Origin of the sequence: Pseudomonas asgharzadehiana (assembly GCF_019139815.1) — a bacterium.
Classification (GTDB): domain Bacteria; phylum Pseudomonadota; class Gammaproteobacteria; order Pseudomonadales; family Pseudomonadaceae; genus Aquipseudomonas; species Aquipseudomonas asgharzadehiana.
The window spans coordinates 2,772,687-2,793,335 of record NZ_CP077079.1 but is presented as its reverse complement, the minus strand read 5'-3'; the positions used below and the strand labels follow the sequence as shown (position 1 = coordinate 2,793,335).

Here is a 20,649-nt window from a genome sequence, read left to right as displayed (position 1 = left end):
AGGAAAGCCACGCAGACCGGAGCTAGCATTGACGCCCATCACTTTTTGCAACTACATTTAGTTACACGCAGGGAACGCCGTGTCCAAAAATGAAAAGCTGCTCGCCAAATTGCTCAATGAACAAACGTTATTTACCTGGCCCGAATGGGTCACGCTATTGCGACGGCTGGGCTACACACAGATTGAAGGGGCTGGAAGCCGCGTCAAGTTCGACATCGGCAACCCCAGTGCAATGATCACCTTGCACAGGCCTCACCCCGGCAACGAACTGAAACACTACATTCGGCGCCAGATCATCGAACACTTGCGATCAGGAGAACTGATTCCGTGAACAACCAACTCAAATACAAAGGCTACATAGGCTCCATCGAAGCCAGCCTCGAAGACAACTGCCTGTTCGGCAAGATTCTGTTCATCAAGGCTTTGGTCAGCTATGAAGGCAAAACCGTCGCCGAACTGGACGCGGCGTTTCACGAGGCGGTGGATGACTACCTCGCGACGTGCCAGTCGCTGGGGCAAACCCCGGAGAAACCTTGCAAAGGCTCGTTCAACGTGCGCGTCGGCCATGAACTGCATCTGGCTGCGGCCCTGGCCGCGGCACGAAAAAAAGTCACGCTCAACGACCTGACCCGTCAGGCGCTGAACGAATTCCTGCACCATCACAGCGCGGATGCAGGCCCGGCGATTGGCTGATCAGCCCAAGCGCCGATAACCCAACACTGCCGAGCCCGATACCACCGCCCCTGCCGCCAACGCCACCCAGAAGCCGCTGGTGGCGCCGAAATGGTCGATCATCCAGCCGGAGCCGGCGGCACCGATGGCCACGCCGATGCTCAGGCCGGTGATCAACCAGGTCATGCCTTCGGTCAGGCGACTGGCTGGAACCACCTGCTGCACCAAGGCCATGGACACGATCAGAGTGGGCGCGAAGAACAGCCCGGAAACGAAGATCGCCACCGCCAGGCCCGGAATGTTGGTTACCAGCAACAACGGCAACGTGGTCAACGCCGTGGCCACCCCACAGAACAGGAACTGCCGGGGCAACGGCGCCTTGAGCTTGAGCGTGCCAAACGCCAGCCCCGCCAGGCACGAACCGATGGCGTACACCGACAGCACGATACTGGCCGCCGCCGGCTGGCCCTGATGTTGGGCAAACGCAACGCTGACCACATCCACCACGCCGACGATGACGCCCATGGCCAGCAGCAGGATCATCAAAATCAGTACCGAAGGCGAAGCGATCAGCCAGCCCGCGTGGTGCGCCTGGTGTTCATGCACGGGGGGTTCAGTGGCCCGTTGCAACACGAACGTGGTCACTCCTGCCGCCAGCAACAGCGCGGCCACCAGCGGCCCGGCTTCGGGAAACAGCACCACACTGAGGCCCACCGAAATCGGCGGGCCGATGATAAAGCACACCTCGTCGAGCACGGACTCCAGGGCAAACGCGGTTTGCAGCTGCGGCTGCCCCCGGTACAACTCGGTCCAGCGCGCGCGCACCATGGCCGACATATTCGGCATACAACCGGCCAGGGCGGCAAACAGGAACAACGTCCAGTTCGGCGCCTGCAAACGGGTGCACAGCAACAGCATCAACAACGCCCCGCCGCCGATCAACGCGGCAACCGGCAGCACCCGCCCCTGGCTGTAACGGTCCACCCACCGTGATACCTGCGGCGCGCAAAACGCCGTGGCCAAGGCAAACACGGCGGCCACCGAGCCCGCCAGGCCATAGCCGCCATGCACCTGAGAGAGCATGGTAATCAGGCCGATACCGGTCATCGACACCGGCATGCGCGCCAGCATGCCGGCCAATACGAAAGCCCGGGCGCCAGGCACCTGGAACAACTCGGCGTAGGGGTTTGCCATGATTTAGAAGCCTTCTGTCCTTAAATTGCGCAGCCTGTTATCACACCAGCCGCTTGATCTGCTTATGTCGCCACACCAACCGGTAGTACGCGACCTGCAAGGCCAGCATCGCCAGGTAAGTCACCGGAAATGCCATCCAAACCCCTTCAAGGCCAAAGTGCGCATTGAACAGATACGCCACCGGCAATTCCACGCACAGCACGCAGAATATCGAGATGGCCACCGGCATCAACACCACGCCGCTGGCGCGCATGATCCCGCCGATGACCGCCTGAAAGCCGAACACCAGGATGCTCCACAGCATGATGTGCAACAGGTGTTCGGCATTGACTCGCGCCGCGTCGTCGGTGATGAACAGCCCCAGCAACCAATGAGACAGCCCATACCCCAGCACAATCAGGCCACCGGTGAGACAGGTGTTGATCAACAACCCAGTGCACAGGATCGGCCCGATGCGCTCCAGGCGCCCGGCACCAATCGCCTGGGCGCCCAGGATCGAGGCGGTGATGGCAATCGACAGCGCCGGGAACTGCACGTAGTTGACGATCTGCGTCACGGCGCCGTAAGCCGCCGTGGCCTGGGAACCGTGGCCATTGACCAGCGCCAGGATGACCAGCTCGGACAACGACAACACCACCATCTGCAAGCCGGTGGGCAGGCCGATACGCAGGACTTTGCCGAGGATCGCGCGGTCCAGGCGCAAGGCCGCAAGCAGTTCGCGATCCGGCGCCATCACATGGCGCTTATGGCGCAGGCGCAACACCAAAAACAGCATCGCCAAGGCGTTACCCACCAGCCCGGCATACACCGCGCTCTGGATCCCCATGGGCGGCAGGCCGATCCAGCCGCGAATCAGCGCAGGCGTCAGCAACAGGCCTGCCAGCGTTGAGACCATCAACGCCAGCAAGGGTGAAACGGTGTCGCTCACGCCGCGCAGCAACTGGGTATAAAGGATAAAGACCAGCAGCAGCGGCATGATCAGCATCATCATCTGGGCGTAACCCACCGCGTCGTCAAGCACATCAATCGGTGTGCCCAATGCCTGCAACGCCGGCCGCGCAAACAGGCTGCCCAACACCGCCGCGATCAACCCCACCAGGGCGCCCAGGGCCAGCGTGGCGCCGGTAATCGACTTGACCATCGCCGTTTGCTGGGCGCCCCACGCTTGGCCGATCAGCACCGAAGCGCCCGCCCCCAGGCCGATCACCAGGGCGATAAAGAAAAATACGATGGGAAACATCCCCGAAACCGCCGCCAACGCCTGGGTACCCAGCATTTGCCCCACATAGATACCGTTGAGGGTGCCGGAAAAGCTCTGCAGGAAGTTGGACAGCACCATCGGTGCCAGAAAGAGCAGGTAGACCTGCCACAGCGGGCGTTGCAAAGGGCTTTGCATGAAAAACGGGGCCTCGAAGAACAAAAGCGTCCGAGGGTTATACCGTAAGTGGATCCAATGTTCTTGTGCTTTGACAGCCGAGCGTATTGGCGCCGAGCCCGCACAGCGGCCCCCGCATTGGCCCTGGCCGCGATCTGAAGGCGTGGGAACCAGGGCCAATCGGTTCGGCTGGAATTCGCGCAACCATCAAATGCTAGGGTGCGACAGGCAGCGCCCGCTTGTGCGCGGTCTTGCGGTACGCCCCCTCGACAATCGCTCGCACCTGCTCGCTCACCGGCTCGCCCATCAAGTACGCATCAATCTCGGCGTACGAGCAGCCGTATGCGGCTTCATCCAACTTACCCGGAGCCAGTTCTTCGAGGTCGGCGGTGGGGTGTTTGTGCACCAGGTTCGCCGGGGCGTCGAGGGCGCTGGCCAGCAGGCGCACCTGGGTTTTGGTCAGGCCGGACAAAGGGGCCAGGTCGCAGGCGCCGTCGCCGAATTTGGTGAAAAAGCCCATCAGCGCCTCGGCGCCATGGTCGGTGCCGACCACCAGCCCGTTATGCAGGTTGGCCACCGCGTACTGCGCGATCATGCGGGTGCGCGCCTTGACGTTACCCTTGATGAAGTCGAGCTGGGCAGCGTTGGCATCGCCAGCAGACAGGCTGGCCATGAGGCCGTCGACGCCGGCGGCTATGTTGAGGGTGTCGATATGGTCCGGGACGATGTAATCGAGGGAGGCCTGGGCGTCACTTTCATCGGCCTGGGTTTTGTAGGGCAGGCGCATGGCGATAAAGCGTGCGGTGTAGCCTTCGTCGCGCAGTTGCTCCACCGCCAATTGGCACAAGCGCCCGGCGGTGAGCGAGTCCACCCCGCCGCTGATGCCAAGTACCAAGGCCTTGCAGCCCGACTCACGCAACGTGGTCTTGATGAAGTCGATACGCCGTTGGATTTCCTTGGCTTCACCGCCCTTCACCAGGGTGCGGTCGATCTTCAGTTCCCGCGCGATACGGTCTTGCATGTCACACCTCCACGTTGCCGACATTGAATACCTTGGCTGCATACTGCAAAAACGAGGCGTCTTCGCAGACGTTCTTGATCGGGTCATCCGAGAATTTCACCACCGGTTCGCCGTGGACCCGCACCAGCTTCATCACGATGCTCAGGGGTTCCACACCCTCCACATCGCAGGCAAGGCTGGTGCCCATGCCGAAGCCGAATTTGGCCTTGCCACGCACATGGCGCAGGATCGGCAGGCATTTTTCGAAGTTCAGGCCATCGGAGAACATAAGGTCTTTGGTCATGGGGTCGATACCGAGTTCCTTGTATTTGGCCAACACCTTGTCAGCCCAGGCGATGGGGTCGCCGGAGTCCTGGCGCAGGCCGTCATAGAGCTTGGCGAAGTACAGGTCGAAGTCCTTGAGGAAAAAATCGGTGCTGATGGTGTCGGTCAACGCAACGCCCAGGCGGCCACGGTATTCACGCACCCAGTTTTCCAGGCCGGCGTTCTGGCTTTCGCGCAGGCGGCCCAATTGCTGGTGCACCATCATCCACTGGTGCGCCATGGTGCCGATCAGCGGCAAATCGAACGCGTAAGCCAGGTGCGCGTTGCTGGTACCGACGAACTGGCCGGGGAAGTCGCGACGCATGATGTCCACGACCTCGCGCTGGGCCTTGAACGACAGGCGACGGCGCGTGGAGAAGTCCGAGACACGCAGGTCGGCGAGCTCCTCGCGACTGAGGTTTTTTTCCAGCCAGTCGAATTTCTGATAGAGCTTGCGGGTGACAGCTTCCAGGGTCACGTCGGGGTATTTATCACGGTTGCGCAATTCGCTCACCAGTGCCAGCACCGGCTGCTCGAACATGATGCAGTGCAGCATCGGCCCGATGACACGGATGTTCAGTTGGCCGTCGACCTCGCTGACGTGGATGTAGCGCAGATTGAAGCGGAACAGGCCAAGGAAGCGCTCGTAGTCCGGGGTGAGGTATTCGCGAAAGCGCGGGTTGAACAAAAAGCGCAGCTCGCCTTCACGCATCTGCAGGCCGGCGAGCTTTTCCAGCTCGTCGCGTAACGGCGGGATCAAGTGACCGAGGTTTTCCTTGGAGCGCACGATGAAGTTGTATTCCACATCCACATTGGGGTGCTGGTGCAGCACGGCCTGCATCATGGTGAAGGTGTAGTAATCGGTGTCGAGCAAGCCCTGGATCACCGGGGTTTCGTAGTCGTAGGCACTTTCCATGGTGGTTCTCCTTAACGCGTGGCCATCGCGGCCAGTTCTTCGCGGGTGCTGCTGATCACAGCACCGGCCTTGAGCAACTCATTGACAGCCTGTACGCCGCCCTCCTCGCTGATACCTCGGCAGGCCGGCAGGTGCAGGACGACCTCCAGGCCGGCCTTGAGCAACTGCAAGGCGGTGGTCTTGACGCAATAGTCCAGGGCCAGGCCACCGACAAGCACGCGGACCACGCCTTGGGCCTTGAGGTACTCGATCACGCCGGTGGACAGTTTGTCGTGCAGGTCGTGGTAGCACGCGCCGTACGGGTGAAGGTCGGGTTCGACGCCTTTCCAGATGAAGTAATCGTAGTCATACGGCGTGGGCAGTTCATCGAGCAGGGTAAAGCCGTCGGTACCCGGTACGCAGTGGCTGACCCAGGTGAGGTCGGCATGCACAAGGCCGGTGGGTTTCATCATCTCGCTCGGGTGGGTGACCACCCAGGGCGCATACGGGGTGTGCGCGTCTTTGCTACCAACGCGATGCCCGGCGAGGCTGGCCATGTAATTGAGTTCAGCGCCGATCTGGTCGCCACCGGCCACAGGCAACTCGTTGGGGCACAGCGGCGTGAAGCTCTTTTGGGCATCAACATCGAATGAAGCAAGGGCGGTTTTCGCAAGGGTCATGATGATTCTCCTATGGCCTGGAAACAAAAGCACACGTCATGTACTTTCATTGCAAGAAACATTTATTTACCTGTGCTGGAGCAAGTACATGACATCGCTGTTCGATCCGCTAGACTGTGCCCCACCGCCGTTCGGAAGGACTTCACATGCCACTTAGCGCCTATCTCCACACCGTCGACCTGTGCGTACTGTTTTACTGCCGCACCTCGGGCGAACTCAAACTGCTGCTGAACAAACGCGACGCCGAGCCCTTCGCCGGGCATTGGGCGCTGCCGGGTGTGGTGGTCAATGGCGGCGTGCAAGATCTGAGCCTCAAGGATGCCGTGGAACGGTTGCGCGCCAGTGACAAAGTCGGCCTGGAGCTGGCCTGGAGCGAGCAGGTTGGCACGGTAGGCGACGCGTTTCGCGACCCGCGATGCTGGTCGTCGTCCACTTATTACCTGGCGATTGTGGCGGATGAGGTAACCCTGGCTGAACATCAGGCCTGGTTTTCGCTGAATGCGGTGGCGGACGGCAGTATCAAGCTGCCGTTCGATCACAACCAGATCGTGGCGGCCGTGCAGGAACGCCTGCTGTCCAAGTCGCTGTACAGCAGCTTGCCGCTGATGTTTCTGGGCAAGGAATTCAGTGCGCCGCAAGCGACTGCGATTTTTTCCCTGGTGCTTACACGGCCCGTGTTGAAGACCAGTATTCGCCAGCGGTTGCTGAAGCTGACCGAGGCGGGGTATTTGCGTGAGACGGGGCGCAAAAAGCCGGGTGAAGGCGGCAGGCCCCAGGCGACGCTGGAAAGCCTGAAGCCCGGTGAGGTCTATTTCTTCGATCGCAGCTTTGCTGAATAGTCAGGCTCATGCAGATCAGCTGTGGGAGGGGGCTAGTTCATCCAATTGCCGCCATCGACGTTGTACGTCTGGGCCACTACATAATCAGCCTCTTTCGAAGCAAGGAAGATCGCCATGCCGGTGAGGTCTTCAGCCGTCCCCATCCGCCCAAACGGCACCTCAGCGCCTACCCGTTTCTTCTTCTCCCCCGGCGCCAGCCCTTCATGCCGGGCGAACAACGCATCCACCCCATCCCAATGTTCACCGTCAACCACGCCGGGAGCGATGGCGTTGACGTTGATCCCGTGCTTGATCAGGTTCAACCCCGCCGATTGCGTCAGGCTGATCACCGCCGCCTTGGTTGCGCAATACACCGCCACCAACGACTCGCCACGCCGCCCGGCCTGGCTGGCCATGTTGATGATCTTGCCGCCGTGGCCCTGGTGGAGCATCTGCCGGGCCGCAGCCTGCAATGTGAACAATGTGCCGGCGACGTTGATCGAGAACAGCCGCTCGAAGCTGTCGCGGGTGATGTCGACGATGGGCGCCAGGTCGAACAGCGCCGCGTTGTTGACCAGGATATCCAGCTTGCCGGCATGGGCCACCACGGCACTCATCGCGGCATCGATGGAGAGTTGGTCGGTGACGTCCATCTCCACCGCGTAGGCCTGTGGCCCCAGTTCGGCAGCCGTTTGCCGGGCGCGTTGCAGGTTGATATCGGCGATGGCGACGGTGGCGCCTTCGGCGATATATGCCTGGGCAAACGCGCGGCCGATCCCGCGCGCCGATCCGGTGATCAGCGCACTTTTACCTTCAAGTCGTTTCATGAGGATGTCCTGTAACAATCACTTCGGGTATCCGGCGCGTTTCATTTCGCGCTCTGTGGTCGATTGCGCCTGCATCAACGCCTGATCAACCGTCATGCCACCGGTCAGCGCCGCCGAGAACAACTTGCCGACCGAGGTGCCGATGGCCTGGAACTCGGGGATGGTCACGTACTGGATGCCCACGTACGGTACCGGCTTGACCGACGGGTGCGCGGGGTCGGCGTGCTTCATCATTTGCAGGGTCACCTGGGCGAACGGCGCGGCGTTCAAGTAGGCGTCGCTGTAAGTGGACTGGCGCGTGCCGGGCGGTACGTTAGTGAGGCCGTCTGTGTCGGCGACCAGTTGAATGTAGGCCTTGGACGTGGCCCAGGTGATAAAGGCCTTGGCGGCGTCCTTGTGCTTGGAGGTGGCCGGGATCGCCAGGGACCACGCGTAGAGCCAGGAGGACCCTTTGTCCGTAACTTCTGTGGGCGCGGCGGCGAAACCGACACGGTCGGCCACCTTGCTCTGGCTGGCATCCGTGGTAAAGGAGCCGGCGACGCTGGCATCCACCCAAATGGCGCATTTGCCGCTGTTGAACAGTGCCAGGGTCTCATTGAAACCATTGCTGGACACGCCCGGCGGGCCATATTGCTTGAGGGTATTGACGTAGAAGTTGGCGGCGGCGGTCCACTCGGGGCTGGTCAGCTCGGGCTTCCACTGTTCATCGAACCAACGCGCACCAAAGGCGTTGGCCATGGTGCTCAACAGCGCGATGTTTTCGCCCCAGCCGGCCTTGCCGCGCAGGCACATGCCGTATTCGCCCTTATCCTTAGCCGTGAGCTGGGCGGCGAACTCGCCGAGTTGGGTCCAGGTGGGGTGCGCGGGCATGCTCAGGCCGGCATTTTTGAACAGATCGGTGCGGTAATAGGTGACGGTGCTTTCACCGTAGAACGGCAGGGCGTAGAGCGTGTTATTGACCGACAGCCCCTGGCGTACCGAGGGGAAAATATCCTCGACGTCGTAATCGGCCGGCAGCTGGCTCAGCGGTTCCAGCCATTGCTTGGTACCCCACAGCGGGGTTTCGTAAGTGCCGATGGTCAGCACGTCGAATTGGCCGCCCTGGGTGGCAATGTCGGTGGTCAGGCGTTGGCGCAGCACGTTTTCTTCGAGCACCACCCAGTTGAGCTTGATCTGCGGGTGCTGCTGCTCGAACACCTTGGACAGGCGCTGCATGCGGATCATGTCGCTGTTGTTGACCGTGGCGATGGTCACGGTCTCGGCGGCATGACTGGGCAGGGCCAAGGCCAGGCCGCAGAGCAGGCACAGTGCTGTGGGGAACGTGGCTTTACACTTCGGGAGCATGGCGGTTTCCACCTGTTGTTTTTGTTGTGAGCGCCGATTACAGCAGCTTGGCCAACCCCTCACAAACGAATGGCGGATGCCCAGGTGATACTTTTTTAACCACGCCCCCAGGATCAAAAAAGTACCAGTGCCGGACAACATCGAGGGTAGCGCCTGAAGGCCTGGGGCGCGTATTTTTAGGGCAATCCAATAAAAAACCGACAGCACCATGCCCGTTAGCCGCGCCCAACTGTTTGAACACCGCCCCGCCGAACTCGAAGTGATCCTGCCGGAGCCGGATCACTGCTTCCGCTGGTTCGAGCATGATTACCCCTACGACCTGGCGCGCTGGAACCACCACCCCGAATTTGAGATCCACCTGATCCGCCAGGGCAGCGGCAAGTTGGTGGCGGGCGACTATATCGGCGCGTTCGGTGCCGGCCATGTCGCGTTGATCGGCCCGGACCTGCCACACGATTGGATCGGCGAACTGGCGCCCGGCGAACATCTGAGCGGACGCGATGTGGTGCTGCAGTTCGACGGCGCCGCCCTCCTCGCCCTGCGCAAGACCCTGCCGGAACTGGGCGATCTGCAAGCGCTGTTCGAGCAGGCGCGGCGCGGCCTGGAGTTCAGCGGCGCCACCGCGCTAGAAGCCGCCCGCTTGATGGAAGACATCGGCCGCGCCCATGGCCTGCAGCGGCTGATCCTGTTCCTGCAACTGCTCGACACACTGAAAAACGCGCCCCCTGCACACACCAAGCCCCTGGCCAGCCCCTGCTATGCGCCCACGCTCGACGCACGCAGCGCCGAACGCATCAACAAGGCCTTCGACTACCTCATGCGCGAACTCACCGGCGACCTGCGCCTGTCGGTGATCGCCCAGCAACTGCAGATGAGCGAACCAGGCTTCTCGCGGTTTTTCAAGCGCAACACCGGCCACGGCTTTATTGACCTGATGCGCAAATTCCGCGTGCAGCGCGCCTGCCGGCTGTTGCTGCAAAGCGATATGTCAGTGGCCGATATCTGTTTTGAAGTGGGCTACGCGAACCTGTCCAACTTCAACCGGCACTTTCGTATCGAGATGAACCAGACACCGAGCGAATATCGCCGTGAAACCGCCATGCACCTGTTCAATCGCAGCGAACAAATGACACCCAGTCATTTCTGATCGAAAGGTCGACTAATCCGGCTTTTTGTCAGCTCATTCAAGCTGTTGAGTAAAGTTGGTACAGCGTGTGCAAACGTTTGCGATAAGAGCTTGCTCGCCAAGTTCGCCACCACTCGCAGAAGCGGGTTCACATCGCGTACGAATAGGGATTTTCAATGCACTTCACCTCAAGGCCTCGTGCTTGCTTTGGTGTTTCCTTGCTACTGGCCGCCGTTACGGGAGTACTCAGCGCACCCATTTTGGCGCAGGAATCCCCCTCCAATGACTCAGCACAGGGCGAAACCCTGGCCCCTGAAGCCACCCCGGCGAAAAAAAACGTCTATCTGTCGGAGTGGTTCAACCAGGACCTGACGCTGATCGGCAGCAAAGACATCAGCTTCGGCCCCAAGCCGCAGGACGATGTCTACCTGGAATACGAGTACTTCGGCCGCAAGGGCCCCTTCGAGCTGTACGGCTACATTGACGTGCCTAAGATCCTCGGCATCGGTAACAGCAATGACAAAGGTGCATGGGACCATGGCTCGCCGGTGTTCATGGAGCATGAACCGCGTATTTCCATCGATTACCTGGCCGGTCGCAGCCTGGCCATCGGCCCGTTCAAAGAATGGTACGTGGCATTCGACTGGATCTACGACCACGGCAGCAATAAGCAAAACCGCGCCAACACCCTGTACAGCGGCCTGGGTACCGATATCGACACCCACTCGCGGGTCAACTTGTCGGCCAACTTCTACGGGCGTTACCAGTGGGAGAACTACGGCGCCAGCAACGAATATTCCTGGGACGGCTACCGCGCGCAGATGAAGTACATCGTGCCCATCGCCTCGTTCGACAACGGCGCCTCGTTGACGTACATCGGCTTCACCAACCACGATTTCGGCTCAAACCTGCACAAGGACAACCCGGCACGCACCGCCAACTCCACCGTGGCGACCAACGTGCTGCTGTATTCCTTCACCCACCTGCGCTTCACGCTGGTCGGCCGTTACTTCCACAACGGCGGCAATTGGGAGGATGGCAGCGAGTTGAATTTCGGCGAAGGCAACTTCCGCGCGCGCTCAGACGGCTGGGGTTATTACGCCGGCGTGGGCTATCAATTCTGATCAAGGAGCTTTAGATGAATACCTTTACCCACCTCTCGATAGCCGCAGGCCTTGCCCTGCTACCCCATGTGGCGCTCGCCCAAAACGCGCCGATCAAACCCAAGGTGATGCTGATCACCATGTTCGCCCCCGAGGCGCAAACCTGGATCGATCGCCTGGAACTCAAACAGGAAGTGCGCGTGCCGGGCCTGTCCGCCGAATACCCGGTGATCCGCTGTAACACCCAAGAGGTGTGCCTGCTGGTGACCGGCATGGGCCAGACCAACGCCGCCGCATCTACCCTGGCGCTGGCCTTGTCGCCCAGTTTCGACCTGCGCCAGAGCTACTTTCTGGTCGCCGGAATCGCCGGCATCAACCCCAAGCACGGCACGATCGGCACCGCCGCCTGGGCGCACTACCTGGTGGAGTTCGGCACTCAGTGGGAGCTGGACTCGCGCGATGCGCCCAAGGAATGGCCGACCGGTTACATCGGCATCAACACCAAAGGCCCCAACGAAAAGCCGCCGCTGGACTACAAGACCGAAGTGTTCGAACTCAACCCCAAACTGCAGGCCAAGGCCTTTGCCCTGTCGCACAAGGTTGAACTCACAGAGAGCAAGGAATCGACCGCCTGGCGCAAACACTACCCCGCCGCCCCCGCCAACCAACCGCCGCAGGTCACCCGCTGCGACACGCTGGCGGGCAATACCTGGTTCTCCGGCACGCGCCTGAGCGAACGCGCCGAAGTCTGGACCCGATTACTCACGGACAACAAAGGCGAATACTGCACCACCCAGCAGGAAGACAACTCCACCTACGAGGCGCTGCTGCGCGCCAGCCGTGAAGGCTTGGTGGATATCCAGCGCCTGGCCGTGGTGCGCGCGGGTTCCGATTTCGACCGTCCTTACCCAGGCTACAGCGAAGTGGATAACCTGTTGAAGTACGCGGACCAGGGCGGGTTTGTACCGGCGCTGGAAAACCTCTACCGCACGGGTAACCCACTGGTACAGGCGATCCTCAAGAACTGGTCGGCCTGGGAAAAAGGCGTGCCCGACGCCTAGTCAAAATCAAGCTGTGGAAGGGGGTTTTGCCCCTCCCACACTTGGCTCGTATCACGGCAGGAAGATGATCTTATCCACACTGCCGCCGTTGACTTCCTGGTAACTGCGCACGCCGTCCACCAGCGCCACTTCACGCAATCCCGTCGGCAACGGCAGCGAACCTTCATCGAAAAAGCGCCCGAACTGCTCCAGCATCACTGCGCATTGCTCGCAGTTATAAAGCAATGAATTGATGCCCACCACCGACCCGCCCTTGCGGTACAGCGCCAGGGCCGGCAACTGCACGTGGCCGTCCACCGGGGCCGCGATGATCGCGATGCGACCGAACGGTGCCAGGCCTGCGACGGCGGCGGGCAGCCAGAAACCCGTGGTGTCGAAGATCACGTCGGCGCCGCCCTGGTATACGGCATTGACCTGCGCGCCCAAACCTTGCGGCTCGCCCAGCACAATCGCCTGCATACCTTGCGCCTGCAATGCCTCGGCCTGATCGGCTTTGCGCACCGCCGCCAGCACCTGGGCACCGCGGATCTTCGCCAAGGCCAGCGCCGCACTGCCCACGGCACCGTTCGCGCCGATCACCAGCAACCGCGTGCCCTTGCCCACACCGCTGCGCTCCAGCGCGTCCCACGCGGTGGTGTACGGCACGCCGAGGCTGGCGGCCTGGGCAAAGCTCAGATGCGTGGGCTTATGCGCCACCCCCTTGGCCGACACCCTGAGGTATTGGGCGTGGGAGCCGTCGGCGAAAAAACCCAGATCGCGGCCGGTACCCCAAACGTCCCGACCCAGCAGCGCCTGCGGGCCTTCAACGACCACACCGGCGAAATCCCGGCCGGGAATACGTGGCAGCGTGGTGTAGGGGAAGCGACCGAGCACGTTCTTGACGTCACTGGGGTTCAGGCCCGCCGCCTTGATCCGGACCAGCACTTCGCCGGCAGCCGGCACCGGGGTTTCAACGTCGACAAGGCTCAGCGCGGCGAGGTCGCCGGTGGCGGAAAATTGCAGGGCTTTCATGGGCAACATCCATCGCAGGAAAAAGGAGTCAAGACAACCAACCGCTGACCAGCTGCCGCCCCATGGGCCACAGTTTTTCGCCGAGCAGCATGCCCGTCAGGCCCACCAGGGCGATGGCGGGCGGTGCGGGTGAGCGGAAATCCAGGGCACCGTAGATCACGCCGACCAACAGGCCGATGGCGAGGGAAATCAGGTAATTCATGGGGGCAACGCCGTGTGGGTGGATGGGCTTAGTCTAAGCAGCCCCGCGTATCGCCATCGGCCAACTGCTTCAGCCTTTCGGCCAAACCTCAGCCGGTGTACTGCGAAGGCGCAACACCCAGTTCACGGCGGAACATGTCGCTGAAACTGCTCGGTGAATAGCCCAGGGAGCGGGCAATACCGTTGACCGGCCGGCCCTGGATCAACTCGGCCGCCGCCGTGGCCAGTTGCACCTGGCGGCGCCATTCGGCGAACCCCATGCCCAGGTGGCTCTGAAACAGCCGCGCCAAGGTGCGCACGCTGGCACCGGCCGTTTCGGCGTGCTGTTCGAACGGGATATCCAGGGACGGCGCGGCCATGACCGCCTGGCATGCACTGACCAGACGACGGTCGGTGTCCGGCGGCATGGCGATGCGGATCTGTGAACGCCGCGCCCGTTGCAACGCCAACAGGGCCAGGCCGACCACCGCGTCGTAGTACGTCGCATCGTCGCCGTCCCCCTCCTCCACCAGCGTGACGATCAGCTCGCGCAGCAACCCACCCACCTCGATCACTTGCACCTGGCTGTCCAGCGTCGTCGCCAGGGCCGGGCGCAGGTAGATATTGCGCATCTGCAGGTCCGAGACCACGCGAATCCCATGCTCCACCCCCGGCGGCAGCCATACCGCGCGCTGGGGTGGCACCACCAGGGCTTCGCGAGGTGTCTCGACCCACATCACCCCGCTCATGGCATACAGCAATTGGCCCCAGTCGTGGCTGTGGCGCTCCACATACAAACCACGCGGATAGGTTCGCGCCAAAGGTTGCACGGGGACGGCGTGATCACTCAAATCGGGGGGCGCAGCCAGGGCCATAGGGCGCACATCATTGGAGGGACAGGCCACCATGGTAATGATGACCGCTCGACAATCCGAGTGAATTTTTACAGGCCCCGGGGATCACTTGTTTACACCACAGGATTGATGGACCAATGAATAACGCAAAACTGTTTGTAATCGACTACACCCTTCATGGCGAAGCCAAGTCATTCATTATCCGGCTGGAAAAGCTCGATGCCTTGGAAGCCTGGCATTGGGCGAGCTGCGACGCCGGCGTGGGGCGTATCGGCCGCTTCGCTCGCGAGCAGGTCAAGAAGACCAGCCGGGAGCAGGCCGAAAAGTTCGGCATCACCAACGTGCAATGGCGCCGCTCGGACGCGCGCGCCCAGGCGTGATCAAGGAGAAAACAGCATGAATTTACCCGCACTGTTCAATGGCAAGGCGCGCATTGACTACACCCAGGACACGCTGTTTGGGCCATTGGCCAAGCACGTCGAATGCCAGGTGAGCGTGCAACGACGACCCGGCTGGCTGGTGGTCAAGGTGTTCCAGCCGTTGCCGGAAGACTTGCACGATGCGCAGACCGTGGTGTTTGCGCTCGAAGGCCGTCGCACCAGCGGGGTCGTCAAGGATCGTCAACGCCTGTCGGACCACAGCCTGAGGCTTGAGCTGGAAACCCAATAGCCGCGGCACACTAACGTGTGGGAGCACATACGCCCCCACACGGTTTTGGCTTTCAGCCATGAGCCGACTTGGCGCACTCGCAGCCCGTGGCCGAAGCACAAGGCTCGCCATGGGCATGGTGTTGCGCACAGCCCTGGCAGCAATAACCCTTACCGTCTTTCATGACCGCGTCGGCGCCCAGCACGCATTTGCAGTGTGGGCAGGCACAGGTTTGATCTGGCATGTTCAGACTCCTCTTTCATGGTCGTCCCGGTGCGGCGAGCGCCGGCACCTTAAGCAATGACTGCGGGCCCACGCCGATCGTTCAAACCATCAGTCGGTGCGCGTGTTGCTGCGGTACATGAACACCAGCGCCAGCGCCAGGCACGCCATCGCCAACAACCGGCTGCCGGACAGTTCGATGGCAGGATTGCCCAGCCAGCCGAAGTTATCGATCAACATGCCCATGGCCAACTGCCCCGTGATCACTGCCACGGTCGCCACCGCCGCACCGACCACCGGCACCGCACCGACCATCACCATCATGTACACCACGCCAAACAGCGCGCCCGTCAGCTGCCATTTCGGTACGTCGAGCAAACTCACTGCCTGTGCCGGTTCAAAGAAGAAAATCAACAGCGCCGTGACCAGCGCGCCGACCGCAAAGGTCACCAGGCTGCTGCGCAGCACGCCGACCGTCTGGCCCAAGCGACCGTTGATGGCCGCTTGCACGCTCAATACCGCGCCGGCGGCCACCACCACGACCAATAACATCATCAGATTCATCCGCTTACCCTCGTGCAATCAAAACCAGTGCCGCCACAATCAACGCCAGCGCAATCCACCGCTCGCCGTTGACGCGCTTGCGCGCCGCGCCGAACCAGCCGAAGTGGTCGATCAACACACTCTTGCCCACCTGCCCCGACAGAATCGCGATCATGGTCATGGCGATACCGATGTGCGGCGTAGCCAGGGTCAGCACCACCACGTAAATCGGCCCCAGCAAGCCGCCGATCAGTTGCCAGCGTGGCAGCTCAGTGAGCGCCGGGCCTTTTTGCGGGCCGCTGAACAGCAGCAGCAAGACCAGAATCGCCGAGCCCACGCCAAAGATGCTCAAGGTTGCCCACAAATGCCCCACTTGCTCCCCCAGCGGCCCGAGCAAACCGGCCTCGACCGACAAGCCCATGCCCGCCAGGATCACCAGCGGCAGTAACAACAACCGCAGAAGGTTATTTTTTGGCGCGGCTTGCGCCACACCCTCGACAGAACTGGCTCGCATACATCACCTGCGCTTCAACAAAGAATTGGATGGCGCGCATTATCCGGTGGTGGTCCTGTGCGATAAATGGGAGCATGCCGACAACACCTTTGCGTAAAACGCACAGCCTGGAGCCACGATGCAGGGTTTGAATGAATTGAGTTTCAAGGCGCTGCGCCTATTCGTCGCGGTGTTGGACCACGGCAGTTTTTCCGAAGTGGCGCGCCGCGAGGGCCTGGCGCCCTCCTCGATTTCGCGGCAAATCCAACTCATGGAACACGCCGTCGGCCAGCAATTGCTCTATCGCCATACCCGCGCCGTCAGCCCCACCGAAGCCGGGCGCTTACTGGGGCGGCATGCACGCTTGATGCTCGAACAGCTGGAAGCCGCCAGCCAGGCGTTGCAGGAACAGGACAGCGAACCCAGTGGGCTGGTGCGCATCAACGCGCCGATGGTGTTCGGCCAGCGCCATCTTTCGCCCTGGCTGGGCGAGTTGTGTCGGCGCTACCCGAAGCTGCAACTGGATATCCAGCAAACCGACACCTTCGTCGACCCGTTGCAAGACGGCACCGACCTGCTATTTCGCATCGGCGTGCTCAATGATTCCAGCATGCAGGCGCGTATTTTTGCGCCCCAGCGTTTCCGCATCGCCGCCAGCCCCGCCTACCTGGCAAAACATGGCACGCCCACGCACCCAGACGAACTGGCCAACCATCAATGCCTGGCCTACAAAGGCGTCAACGGCCAGGAGCGCTGGTTCTTGCGCCGCGACCAGGGCAACTGGACGCCTTACAGCGTCACAGGCCCGATCACCGGTAACCATGCCGACACCCTCACCCACGCCGCCGAACAGGGTCTGGGCCTGGTGGTGTTTCCATCCTGGCTGATCGGTGACAGCCTGCGTGCCGGCACCTTGCAAGCGGTACTGACCGACTATCAGGTGGCAACCACGCTGGAGCCGCAGCAGATCGCGGCGTTGTGGCCGGGGAGCCGGCGCTTGTCGCTGAAGGTCAGGACCGTGATTGACTACTTTGTGGCGTGTTTTGGGACGGTCCCGTATTGGGATCGGTAAGCGAATCTCATCGTCGCCTGGCCAAAACAGGGCGCAAGCCACCTGATGACCGTGCCCTGGGGTGAAGCAAAAACACTCGGTCAAACTACCAAATCCGTGAGGCCCCACTGTTCGATCAGAACAGCCACTGCCCTATCAACCACCCATTCGCCCCACTGATCACCGCAAACAGCAACCACACCAACGCCTTGGTAGGAAGCCGATTGACGAACGCGCCCATCAGCTGTTTGTCGCCGGTCATGCGGATCAGCGGGTACAGGGCAAACGGCAACTGCAGGCTGAGCACCACCTGGCTCAGGATCAGCAACTTGCCGATCGCGTCATCGCCCATCAGCCACACGCCCAGAAATGCCGGGATCAGCGCCAGCCCACGGGTGATCAGGCGGCGTTGCCAGCAGGGAATGCGCAGGTTCAGGTAGCCTTCCATGATCACTTGCCCGGCGATGGTGCCGGTAAACGTCGAGCTTTGCCCGGACGCCAGCAAGGCGATACCGAACAGGATGCTGGCAAATGCCCCTCCTACCAAGGGGTCAAGCAGGTGGTAGGCGTCCTGGATTTCCACCACGTCGGTATGCCCGGTCTTGTGGAAAGCAGCGGCGGCCAGTACCAGGATCGCGGCGTTGACCAACAAGGCCAAGGCCAGGGAGCCGATGGTGTCGATACGCGCCAGTTTGACCGCGTCCTGTTTGCTGGCCAGGTCTTTGCCGATCAGGCGGGTCTGCACCACCGAGCTGTGCAAATAGAGGTTATGGGGCATCACCGTGGCACCCAGGATACCGATGGCCAGGTACAGCGGTGCGGCATCGCTGATGGCTGACAGCGACGGCGCGAAGCCGCTGAACACGTCGGGCCAGTAAGGCTTGATCAACGCCAGTTCAATAAAAAAACACACGCCGATGGTTGCCACCAACGCCAGCATGATCGCTTCCAGGCGACGAAAACCGCGGTTTTGCAGGGCCAGCACCAACAACGTATCGAACGCCGTGATCACAATGCCGGTGGTCAGCGAAACCCCCAGCAGCAGGTGAAACGCCAGGGCGCAACCGAGCACTTCGGCCAGGTCGGTGGCAATGATGGAGATCTCCGCCAGCGCCCATTGGGTGCGGGCCGAGCGCTTGCTGTAGCGCTCGCGGCACAGTTGCGCCAAGTCCTTGCCGGTGGCGATGCCCAGCCGCGAGCACAGGCACTGCACCGCCATCCCCGCCAAGCTGGCGAGCAGTACCACAAACAACAGGCTGTAGCCGTAGCGCGAGCCGGCTTCGATAGCGGTGGCCCAGTTGCCGGGGTCCATATAGCCGATGGACACCAGCAGGCCGGGGCCCGCAAACATGAGGATGCGCTTGAAGAACGAAGCCTTGGGGTCGACGGCGACAGAACCGGCCACTTCCGGCGGGCAGAACGGGGCGGTAGCGATTTTCGGCAGGCTGAATTTCACGCGGTATCCCAGGCAAACACACTAAACAGGCGCGCAGCTTATCAGTCGGATGCAACCGTGCGCATCACCGTGTCACGGGGCAAGTCAAACGCCTCCACCACCTGCACCACCAAGTCCATCTCCTGGTTCAGCGCTTCACGCTCCATGCGCTGGCGAATCACCCCGATCACCAGCACCGCCAGGGTAGTGATCGAATAGGCCGGGCCGGAAAACGCCCGTACACCGCTCACCAACAGCATGGCCGCCGCCAACGCCTGGCCCACCACTGGAATAGCCGTGGCCGCGCCCCGGCGCAGGATAAACCCGGTCAACCCGGCCAATGCCGTACCGCTCAACGCGGTAGTGGCCGTACGGCTCACGTCGATGCGATGGAACACGCCCTGCTCTTTTTGCGCGGCGGCCCGGAGCTCGGCGTCGAATACCTGCCGATCGGCGTTGCTGAGCTTGTCCTTGTACTGCTCGATGAGTGTTTCGGCCACCTGAGCTTCAATGTCTGCCAGCACCACACTGTCAAGCGGCTGCTCAAACCTGATGCCCAGGCGTCGCGCCACGGCTTCGGCGATCTGGCGATAACCCACGCCATGGCCACGGGCCAGGTTCATAAAGCTGTCACCGCCCATGCGCTGTAACTCGATGGCCAACTTGAGCGGCTCGCGCACGCCGGCATCAATCGACGCGCTGCGTTTTTGCGCCATCAACTCGGCCAGGAACTTCAGTTCCTCCGGCCGCGCCCGCACCAGGGCCGGGAACAAGTCTGCGTCCTCCTCGGCAAAACGCACCTCGGCGCTGCGCTGGTCGGAGCGGATCAGGCCGCGCCGCTCCTGCAACAGGTCGGTGTACTGCACCACCGTTTGCAACTGCGGCCAGTAGGCGGCGTGGTCGAAGCTGGCCAAATGCACATTGCTGACCTTGGTCTTCAGCGCCGGCGTCAGCGGGATGGCATAACGGCCTATACAGCGCTCGGTATCGGGTTTCAGGGCCAGGGCCCAATCCTTGCTGGAATGGCAGTTGATCACCCGCCCCTTGAGCGGTGCCGCCACTTCATCCCAAGGGCTCGACGTACAAATCGCCCCGCCCATCAGCAGCAGGTTGTCCAACGGCAGCTCCCGTGCGGTTTCGGGGCTGGCCAGCAGGCTCTTGACCAGAATCCGCGCGCCCAGGGAATGGCCGATCAGGTTGATGCGCCGCACCTGCAGCGACTCACCGTGCAGGTAGGCGGCCAGTTCCGGCAGTAAGCTGCCGGCCACCTCGTCCACCCGAGCCTCGACACTTTTGTAGTGATCAAGAAAATACGCGATCGCCTTGCCCACCCCCACGGTGGCTGCGCCCACGCCGCCGCCGAGCATCGCGGCGATCACCTCCTTGAAGGGCGCAAACAGGTTTTCCAGAAAGTGCCCCGCCGGCCAGAACAGCATCAGGTTGGTGGAGCCTTCGATACTCGCCAGTTGCGCCTTGAAATTGCCCAGTTGCTGGCGATTGAAGAACGCCGAATAACCATGGACATAGAGATTGAGCACATCGCCCCGGGGCTCGCCACACAGTACGAACGTGGGTTTGCGGGTGCGGTGCATTTCATCCCACTGGCGTTGCATGGGGCGGTGACTCCTGGTGACGGGGGCAGCGATAGTAACAAAGGGTGAGCGACAGGACGGTGAATCCTGACCGGCGCGGGTCCTGGCGCCTGAAGAGGCTCAATAAGCGCCATCAGCCCATAGAAATGGCGAGGCATCCCCCGACATGCCGCAAAAACACAATTTTCGAAATGTAAAAAG

At 61.7% G+C, this 20,649-nt stretch carries 24 protein-coding genes; 9 read left to right on the top strand and 15 right to left on the bottom strand.

Annotation, left to right across the window (positions count from 1 at the left end; translation table 11 throughout):
• Positions 1 to 79 precede the first annotated feature (79 nt).
• Both KSS96_RS12860 and KSS96_RS12855 read left to right on the top strand, forming a co-directional pair.
• Positions 80 to 331: a type II toxin-antitoxin system HicA family toxin gene (locus KSS96_RS12860; protein WP_065877936.1), complete on the top strand. Its 252-nt coding sequence runs from the start codon at positions 80 to 82 to the stop codon at positions 329 to 331.
• Positions 328 to 693: a type II toxin-antitoxin system HicB family antitoxin gene (locus KSS96_RS12855; protein ID WP_065877934.1), complete on the top strand. Its 366-nt coding sequence runs from the start codon at positions 328 to 330 to the stop codon at positions 691 to 693. Before KSS96_RS12860 ends, KSS96_RS12855 begins: the two co-directional genes overlap by 4 nt.
• Here the strand turns inward: KSS96_RS12855 and KSS96_RS12850 are convergent, their stop codons facing one another.
• The 5 genes from KSS96_RS12850 to KSS96_RS12830 form a co-directional block, all read right to left on the bottom strand.
• Positions 694 to 1,866: an MFS transporter gene (locus KSS96_RS12850; protein ID WP_065877933.1), complete on the bottom strand. Its 1,173-nt coding sequence runs from the start codon at positions 1,864 to 1,866 to the stop codon at positions 694 to 696.
• Positions 1,867 to 1,906: 40 nt separating this feature from the next.
• The gene (locus KSS96_RS12845) at positions 1,907 to 3,262 is read right to left on the bottom strand and encodes an MATE family efflux transporter (protein ID WP_065877943.1); all 1,356 of its coding nucleotides are present in this window, start codon (positions 3,260 to 3,262) and stop codon (positions 1,907 to 1,909) included.
• Between the two features lie 193 nt (positions 3,263 to 3,455).
• Positions 3,456 to 4,262, bottom strand: coding sequence for an NAD(+) synthase (nadE, locus tag KSS96_RS12840; protein WP_017530277.1), 807 nt, complete (start codon positions 4,260 to 4,262; stop codon positions 3,456 to 3,458).
• A gap of 1 nt (position 4,263) precedes the next feature.
• Positions 4,264 to 5,481 carry a nicotinate phosphoribosyltransferase gene (gene pncB, locus KSS96_RS12835; protein ID WP_017530276.1) on the bottom strand — a complete coding sequence of 406 codons (1,218 nt, stop codon included), beginning with the start codon at positions 5,479 to 5,481 and terminating at the stop codon, positions 4,264 to 4,266.
• Positions 5,482 to 5,492: 11 nt separating this feature from the next.
• Entirely contained in the window at positions 5,493 to 6,140 is a 648-nt protein-coding gene (locus tag KSS96_RS12830) for a nicotinamidase (protein ID WP_116079732.1), read from the bottom strand.
• 146 nt (positions 6,141 to 6,286) lie between these two features.
• Here KSS96_RS12830 and KSS96_RS12825 point away from each other — a divergent pair, with 146 nt between their 5' ends.
• Positions 6,287 to 6,979 carry an NUDIX hydrolase gene (locus KSS96_RS12825; RefSeq protein ID WP_017530274.1) on the top strand — a complete coding sequence of 231 codons (693 nt, stop codon included), beginning with the start codon at positions 6,287 to 6,289 and terminating at the stop codon, positions 6,977 to 6,979.
• Between the two features lie 32 nt (positions 6,980 to 7,011).
• Here KSS96_RS12825 and KSS96_RS12820 read toward each other — a convergent pair whose 3' ends face one another.
• Both KSS96_RS12820 and KSS96_RS12815 read right to left on the bottom strand, forming a co-directional pair.
• Positions 7,012 to 7,785 carry an L-iditol 2-dehydrogenase gene (locus KSS96_RS12820; RefSeq protein ID WP_065877931.1) on the bottom strand — a complete coding sequence of 258 codons (774 nt, stop codon included), beginning with the start codon at positions 7,783 to 7,785 and terminating at the stop codon, positions 7,012 to 7,014.
• An 18-nt stretch (positions 7,786 to 7,803) separates the two neighbouring features.
• Positions 7,804 to 9,129, bottom strand: coding sequence for an ABC transporter substrate-binding protein (locus KSS96_RS12815; protein ID WP_065877929.1), 1,326 nt, complete (start codon positions 9,127 to 9,129; stop codon positions 7,804 to 7,806).
• A gap of 208 nt (positions 9,130 to 9,337) precedes the next feature.
• On the opposite strand from KSS96_RS12815, the gene KSS96_RS12810 reads away from it, so the two are divergent.
• The 3 genes from KSS96_RS12810 to KSS96_RS12800 all read left to right on the top strand — a co-directional run bounded on the left by KSS96_RS12810 (position 9,338) and on the right by KSS96_RS12800 (position 12,419).
• Positions 9,338 to 10,276 carry an AraC family transcriptional regulator gene (locus tag KSS96_RS12810; protein ID WP_116079730.1) on the top strand — a complete coding sequence of 313 codons (939 nt, stop codon included), beginning with the start codon at positions 9,338 to 9,340 and terminating at the stop codon, positions 10,274 to 10,276.
• A gap of 155 nt (positions 10,277 to 10,431) precedes the next feature.
• Positions 10,432 to 11,379, top strand: a complete 948-nt coding sequence (locus tag KSS96_RS12805; protein WP_017530270.1) for a nucleoside-specific channel-forming protein Tsx — start codon at positions 10,432 to 10,434, stop codon at positions 11,377 to 11,379.
• A gap of 14 nt (positions 11,380 to 11,393) precedes the next feature.
• On the top strand, positions 11,394 to 12,419 hold the full coding sequence (locus KSS96_RS12800; RefSeq protein ID WP_065877925.1) for a purine-nucleoside phosphorylase: 1,026 nt from the start codon (positions 11,394 to 11,396) through the stop codon (positions 12,417 to 12,419).
• A gap of 51 nt (positions 12,420 to 12,470) precedes the next feature.
• Here the strand turns inward: KSS96_RS12800 and KSS96_RS12795 are convergent, their stop codons facing one another.
• The 3 genes from KSS96_RS12795 to KSS96_RS12785 all read right to left on the bottom strand — a co-directional run bounded on the left by KSS96_RS12795 (position 12,471) and on the right by KSS96_RS12785 (position 14,485).
• Positions 12,471 to 13,430, bottom strand: a complete 960-nt coding sequence (locus tag KSS96_RS12795; protein WP_017530268.1) for a quinone oxidoreductase family protein — start codon at positions 13,428 to 13,430, stop codon at positions 12,471 to 12,473.
• Positions 13,431 to 13,458: 28 nt separating this feature from the next.
• Positions 13,459 to 13,632, bottom strand: coding sequence for a DUF1427 family protein (locus KSS96_RS12790; protein ID WP_017530267.1), 174 nt, complete (start codon positions 13,630 to 13,632; stop codon positions 13,459 to 13,461).
• Between the two features lie 88 nt (positions 13,633 to 13,720).
• The gene (locus KSS96_RS12785; protein WP_026067451.1) at positions 13,721 to 14,485 is read right to left on the bottom strand and encodes an AraC family transcriptional regulator; all 765 of its coding nucleotides are present in this window, start codon (positions 14,483 to 14,485) and stop codon (positions 13,721 to 13,723) included.
• A gap of 116 nt (positions 14,486 to 14,601) precedes the next feature.
• On the opposite strand from KSS96_RS12785, the gene KSS96_RS12780 reads away from it, so the two are divergent.
• The gene (locus KSS96_RS12780; RefSeq protein WP_017530265.1) at positions 14,602 to 14,844 is read left to right on the top strand and encodes a DUF6555 family protein; all 243 of its coding nucleotides are present in this window, start codon (positions 14,602 to 14,604) and stop codon (positions 14,842 to 14,844) included.
• A 16-nt stretch (positions 14,845 to 14,860) separates the two neighbouring features.
• Positions 14,861 to 15,133 (top strand): hypothetical protein, encoded by a 273-nt coding sequence (locus KSS96_RS12775; RefSeq protein ID WP_017530264.1) that lies wholly within the window; start codon positions 14,861 to 14,863, stop codon positions 15,131 to 15,133.
• A gap of 52 nt (positions 15,134 to 15,185) precedes the next feature.
• Here the strand turns inward: KSS96_RS12775 and KSS96_RS12770 are convergent, their stop codons facing one another.
• The 3 genes from KSS96_RS12770 to KSS96_RS12760 all read right to left on the bottom strand — a co-directional run bounded on the left by KSS96_RS12770 (position 15,186) and on the right by KSS96_RS12760 (position 16,391).
• On the bottom strand, positions 15,186 to 15,356 hold the full coding sequence (locus tag KSS96_RS12770) for a metallothionein (RefSeq protein ID WP_017530263.1): 171 nt from the start codon (positions 15,354 to 15,356) through the stop codon (positions 15,186 to 15,188).
• 89 nt (positions 15,357 to 15,445) lie between these two features.
• Entirely contained in the window at positions 15,446 to 15,898 is a 453-nt protein-coding gene (locus tag KSS96_RS12765) for a DMT family transporter (protein WP_017530262.1), read from the bottom strand.
• A 4-nt stretch (positions 15,899 to 15,902) separates the two neighbouring features.
• The gene (locus tag KSS96_RS12760) at positions 15,903 to 16,391 is read right to left on the bottom strand and encodes a DMT family transporter (RefSeq protein ID WP_116079726.1); all 489 of its coding nucleotides are present in this window, start codon (positions 16,389 to 16,391) and stop codon (positions 15,903 to 15,905) included.
• Positions 16,392 to 16,509: 118 nt separating this feature from the next.
• On the opposite strand from KSS96_RS12760, the gene KSS96_RS12755 reads away from it, so the two are divergent.
• Positions 16,510 to 17,442, top strand: a complete 933-nt coding sequence (locus tag KSS96_RS12755) for a LysR family transcriptional regulator (RefSeq protein WP_017530260.1) — start codon at positions 16,510 to 16,512, stop codon at positions 17,440 to 17,442.
• 115 nt (positions 17,443 to 17,557) lie between these two features.
• Here the strand turns inward: KSS96_RS12755 and KSS96_RS12750 are convergent, their stop codons facing one another.
• Together KSS96_RS12750 and KSS96_RS12745 are read right to left on the bottom strand one after the other, a co-directional pair.
• Positions 17,558 to 18,877: an Nramp family divalent metal transporter gene (locus KSS96_RS12750; RefSeq protein WP_017530259.1), complete on the bottom strand. Its 1,320-nt coding sequence runs from the start codon at positions 18,875 to 18,877 to the stop codon at positions 17,558 to 17,560.
• 41 nt (positions 18,878 to 18,918) lie between these two features.
• Positions 18,919 to 20,469, bottom strand: a complete 1,551-nt coding sequence (locus KSS96_RS12745) for a DUF726 domain-containing protein (RefSeq protein WP_068933689.1) — start codon at positions 20,467 to 20,469, stop codon at positions 18,919 to 18,921.
• Positions 20,470 to 20,649: the final 180 nt, after the last annotated feature.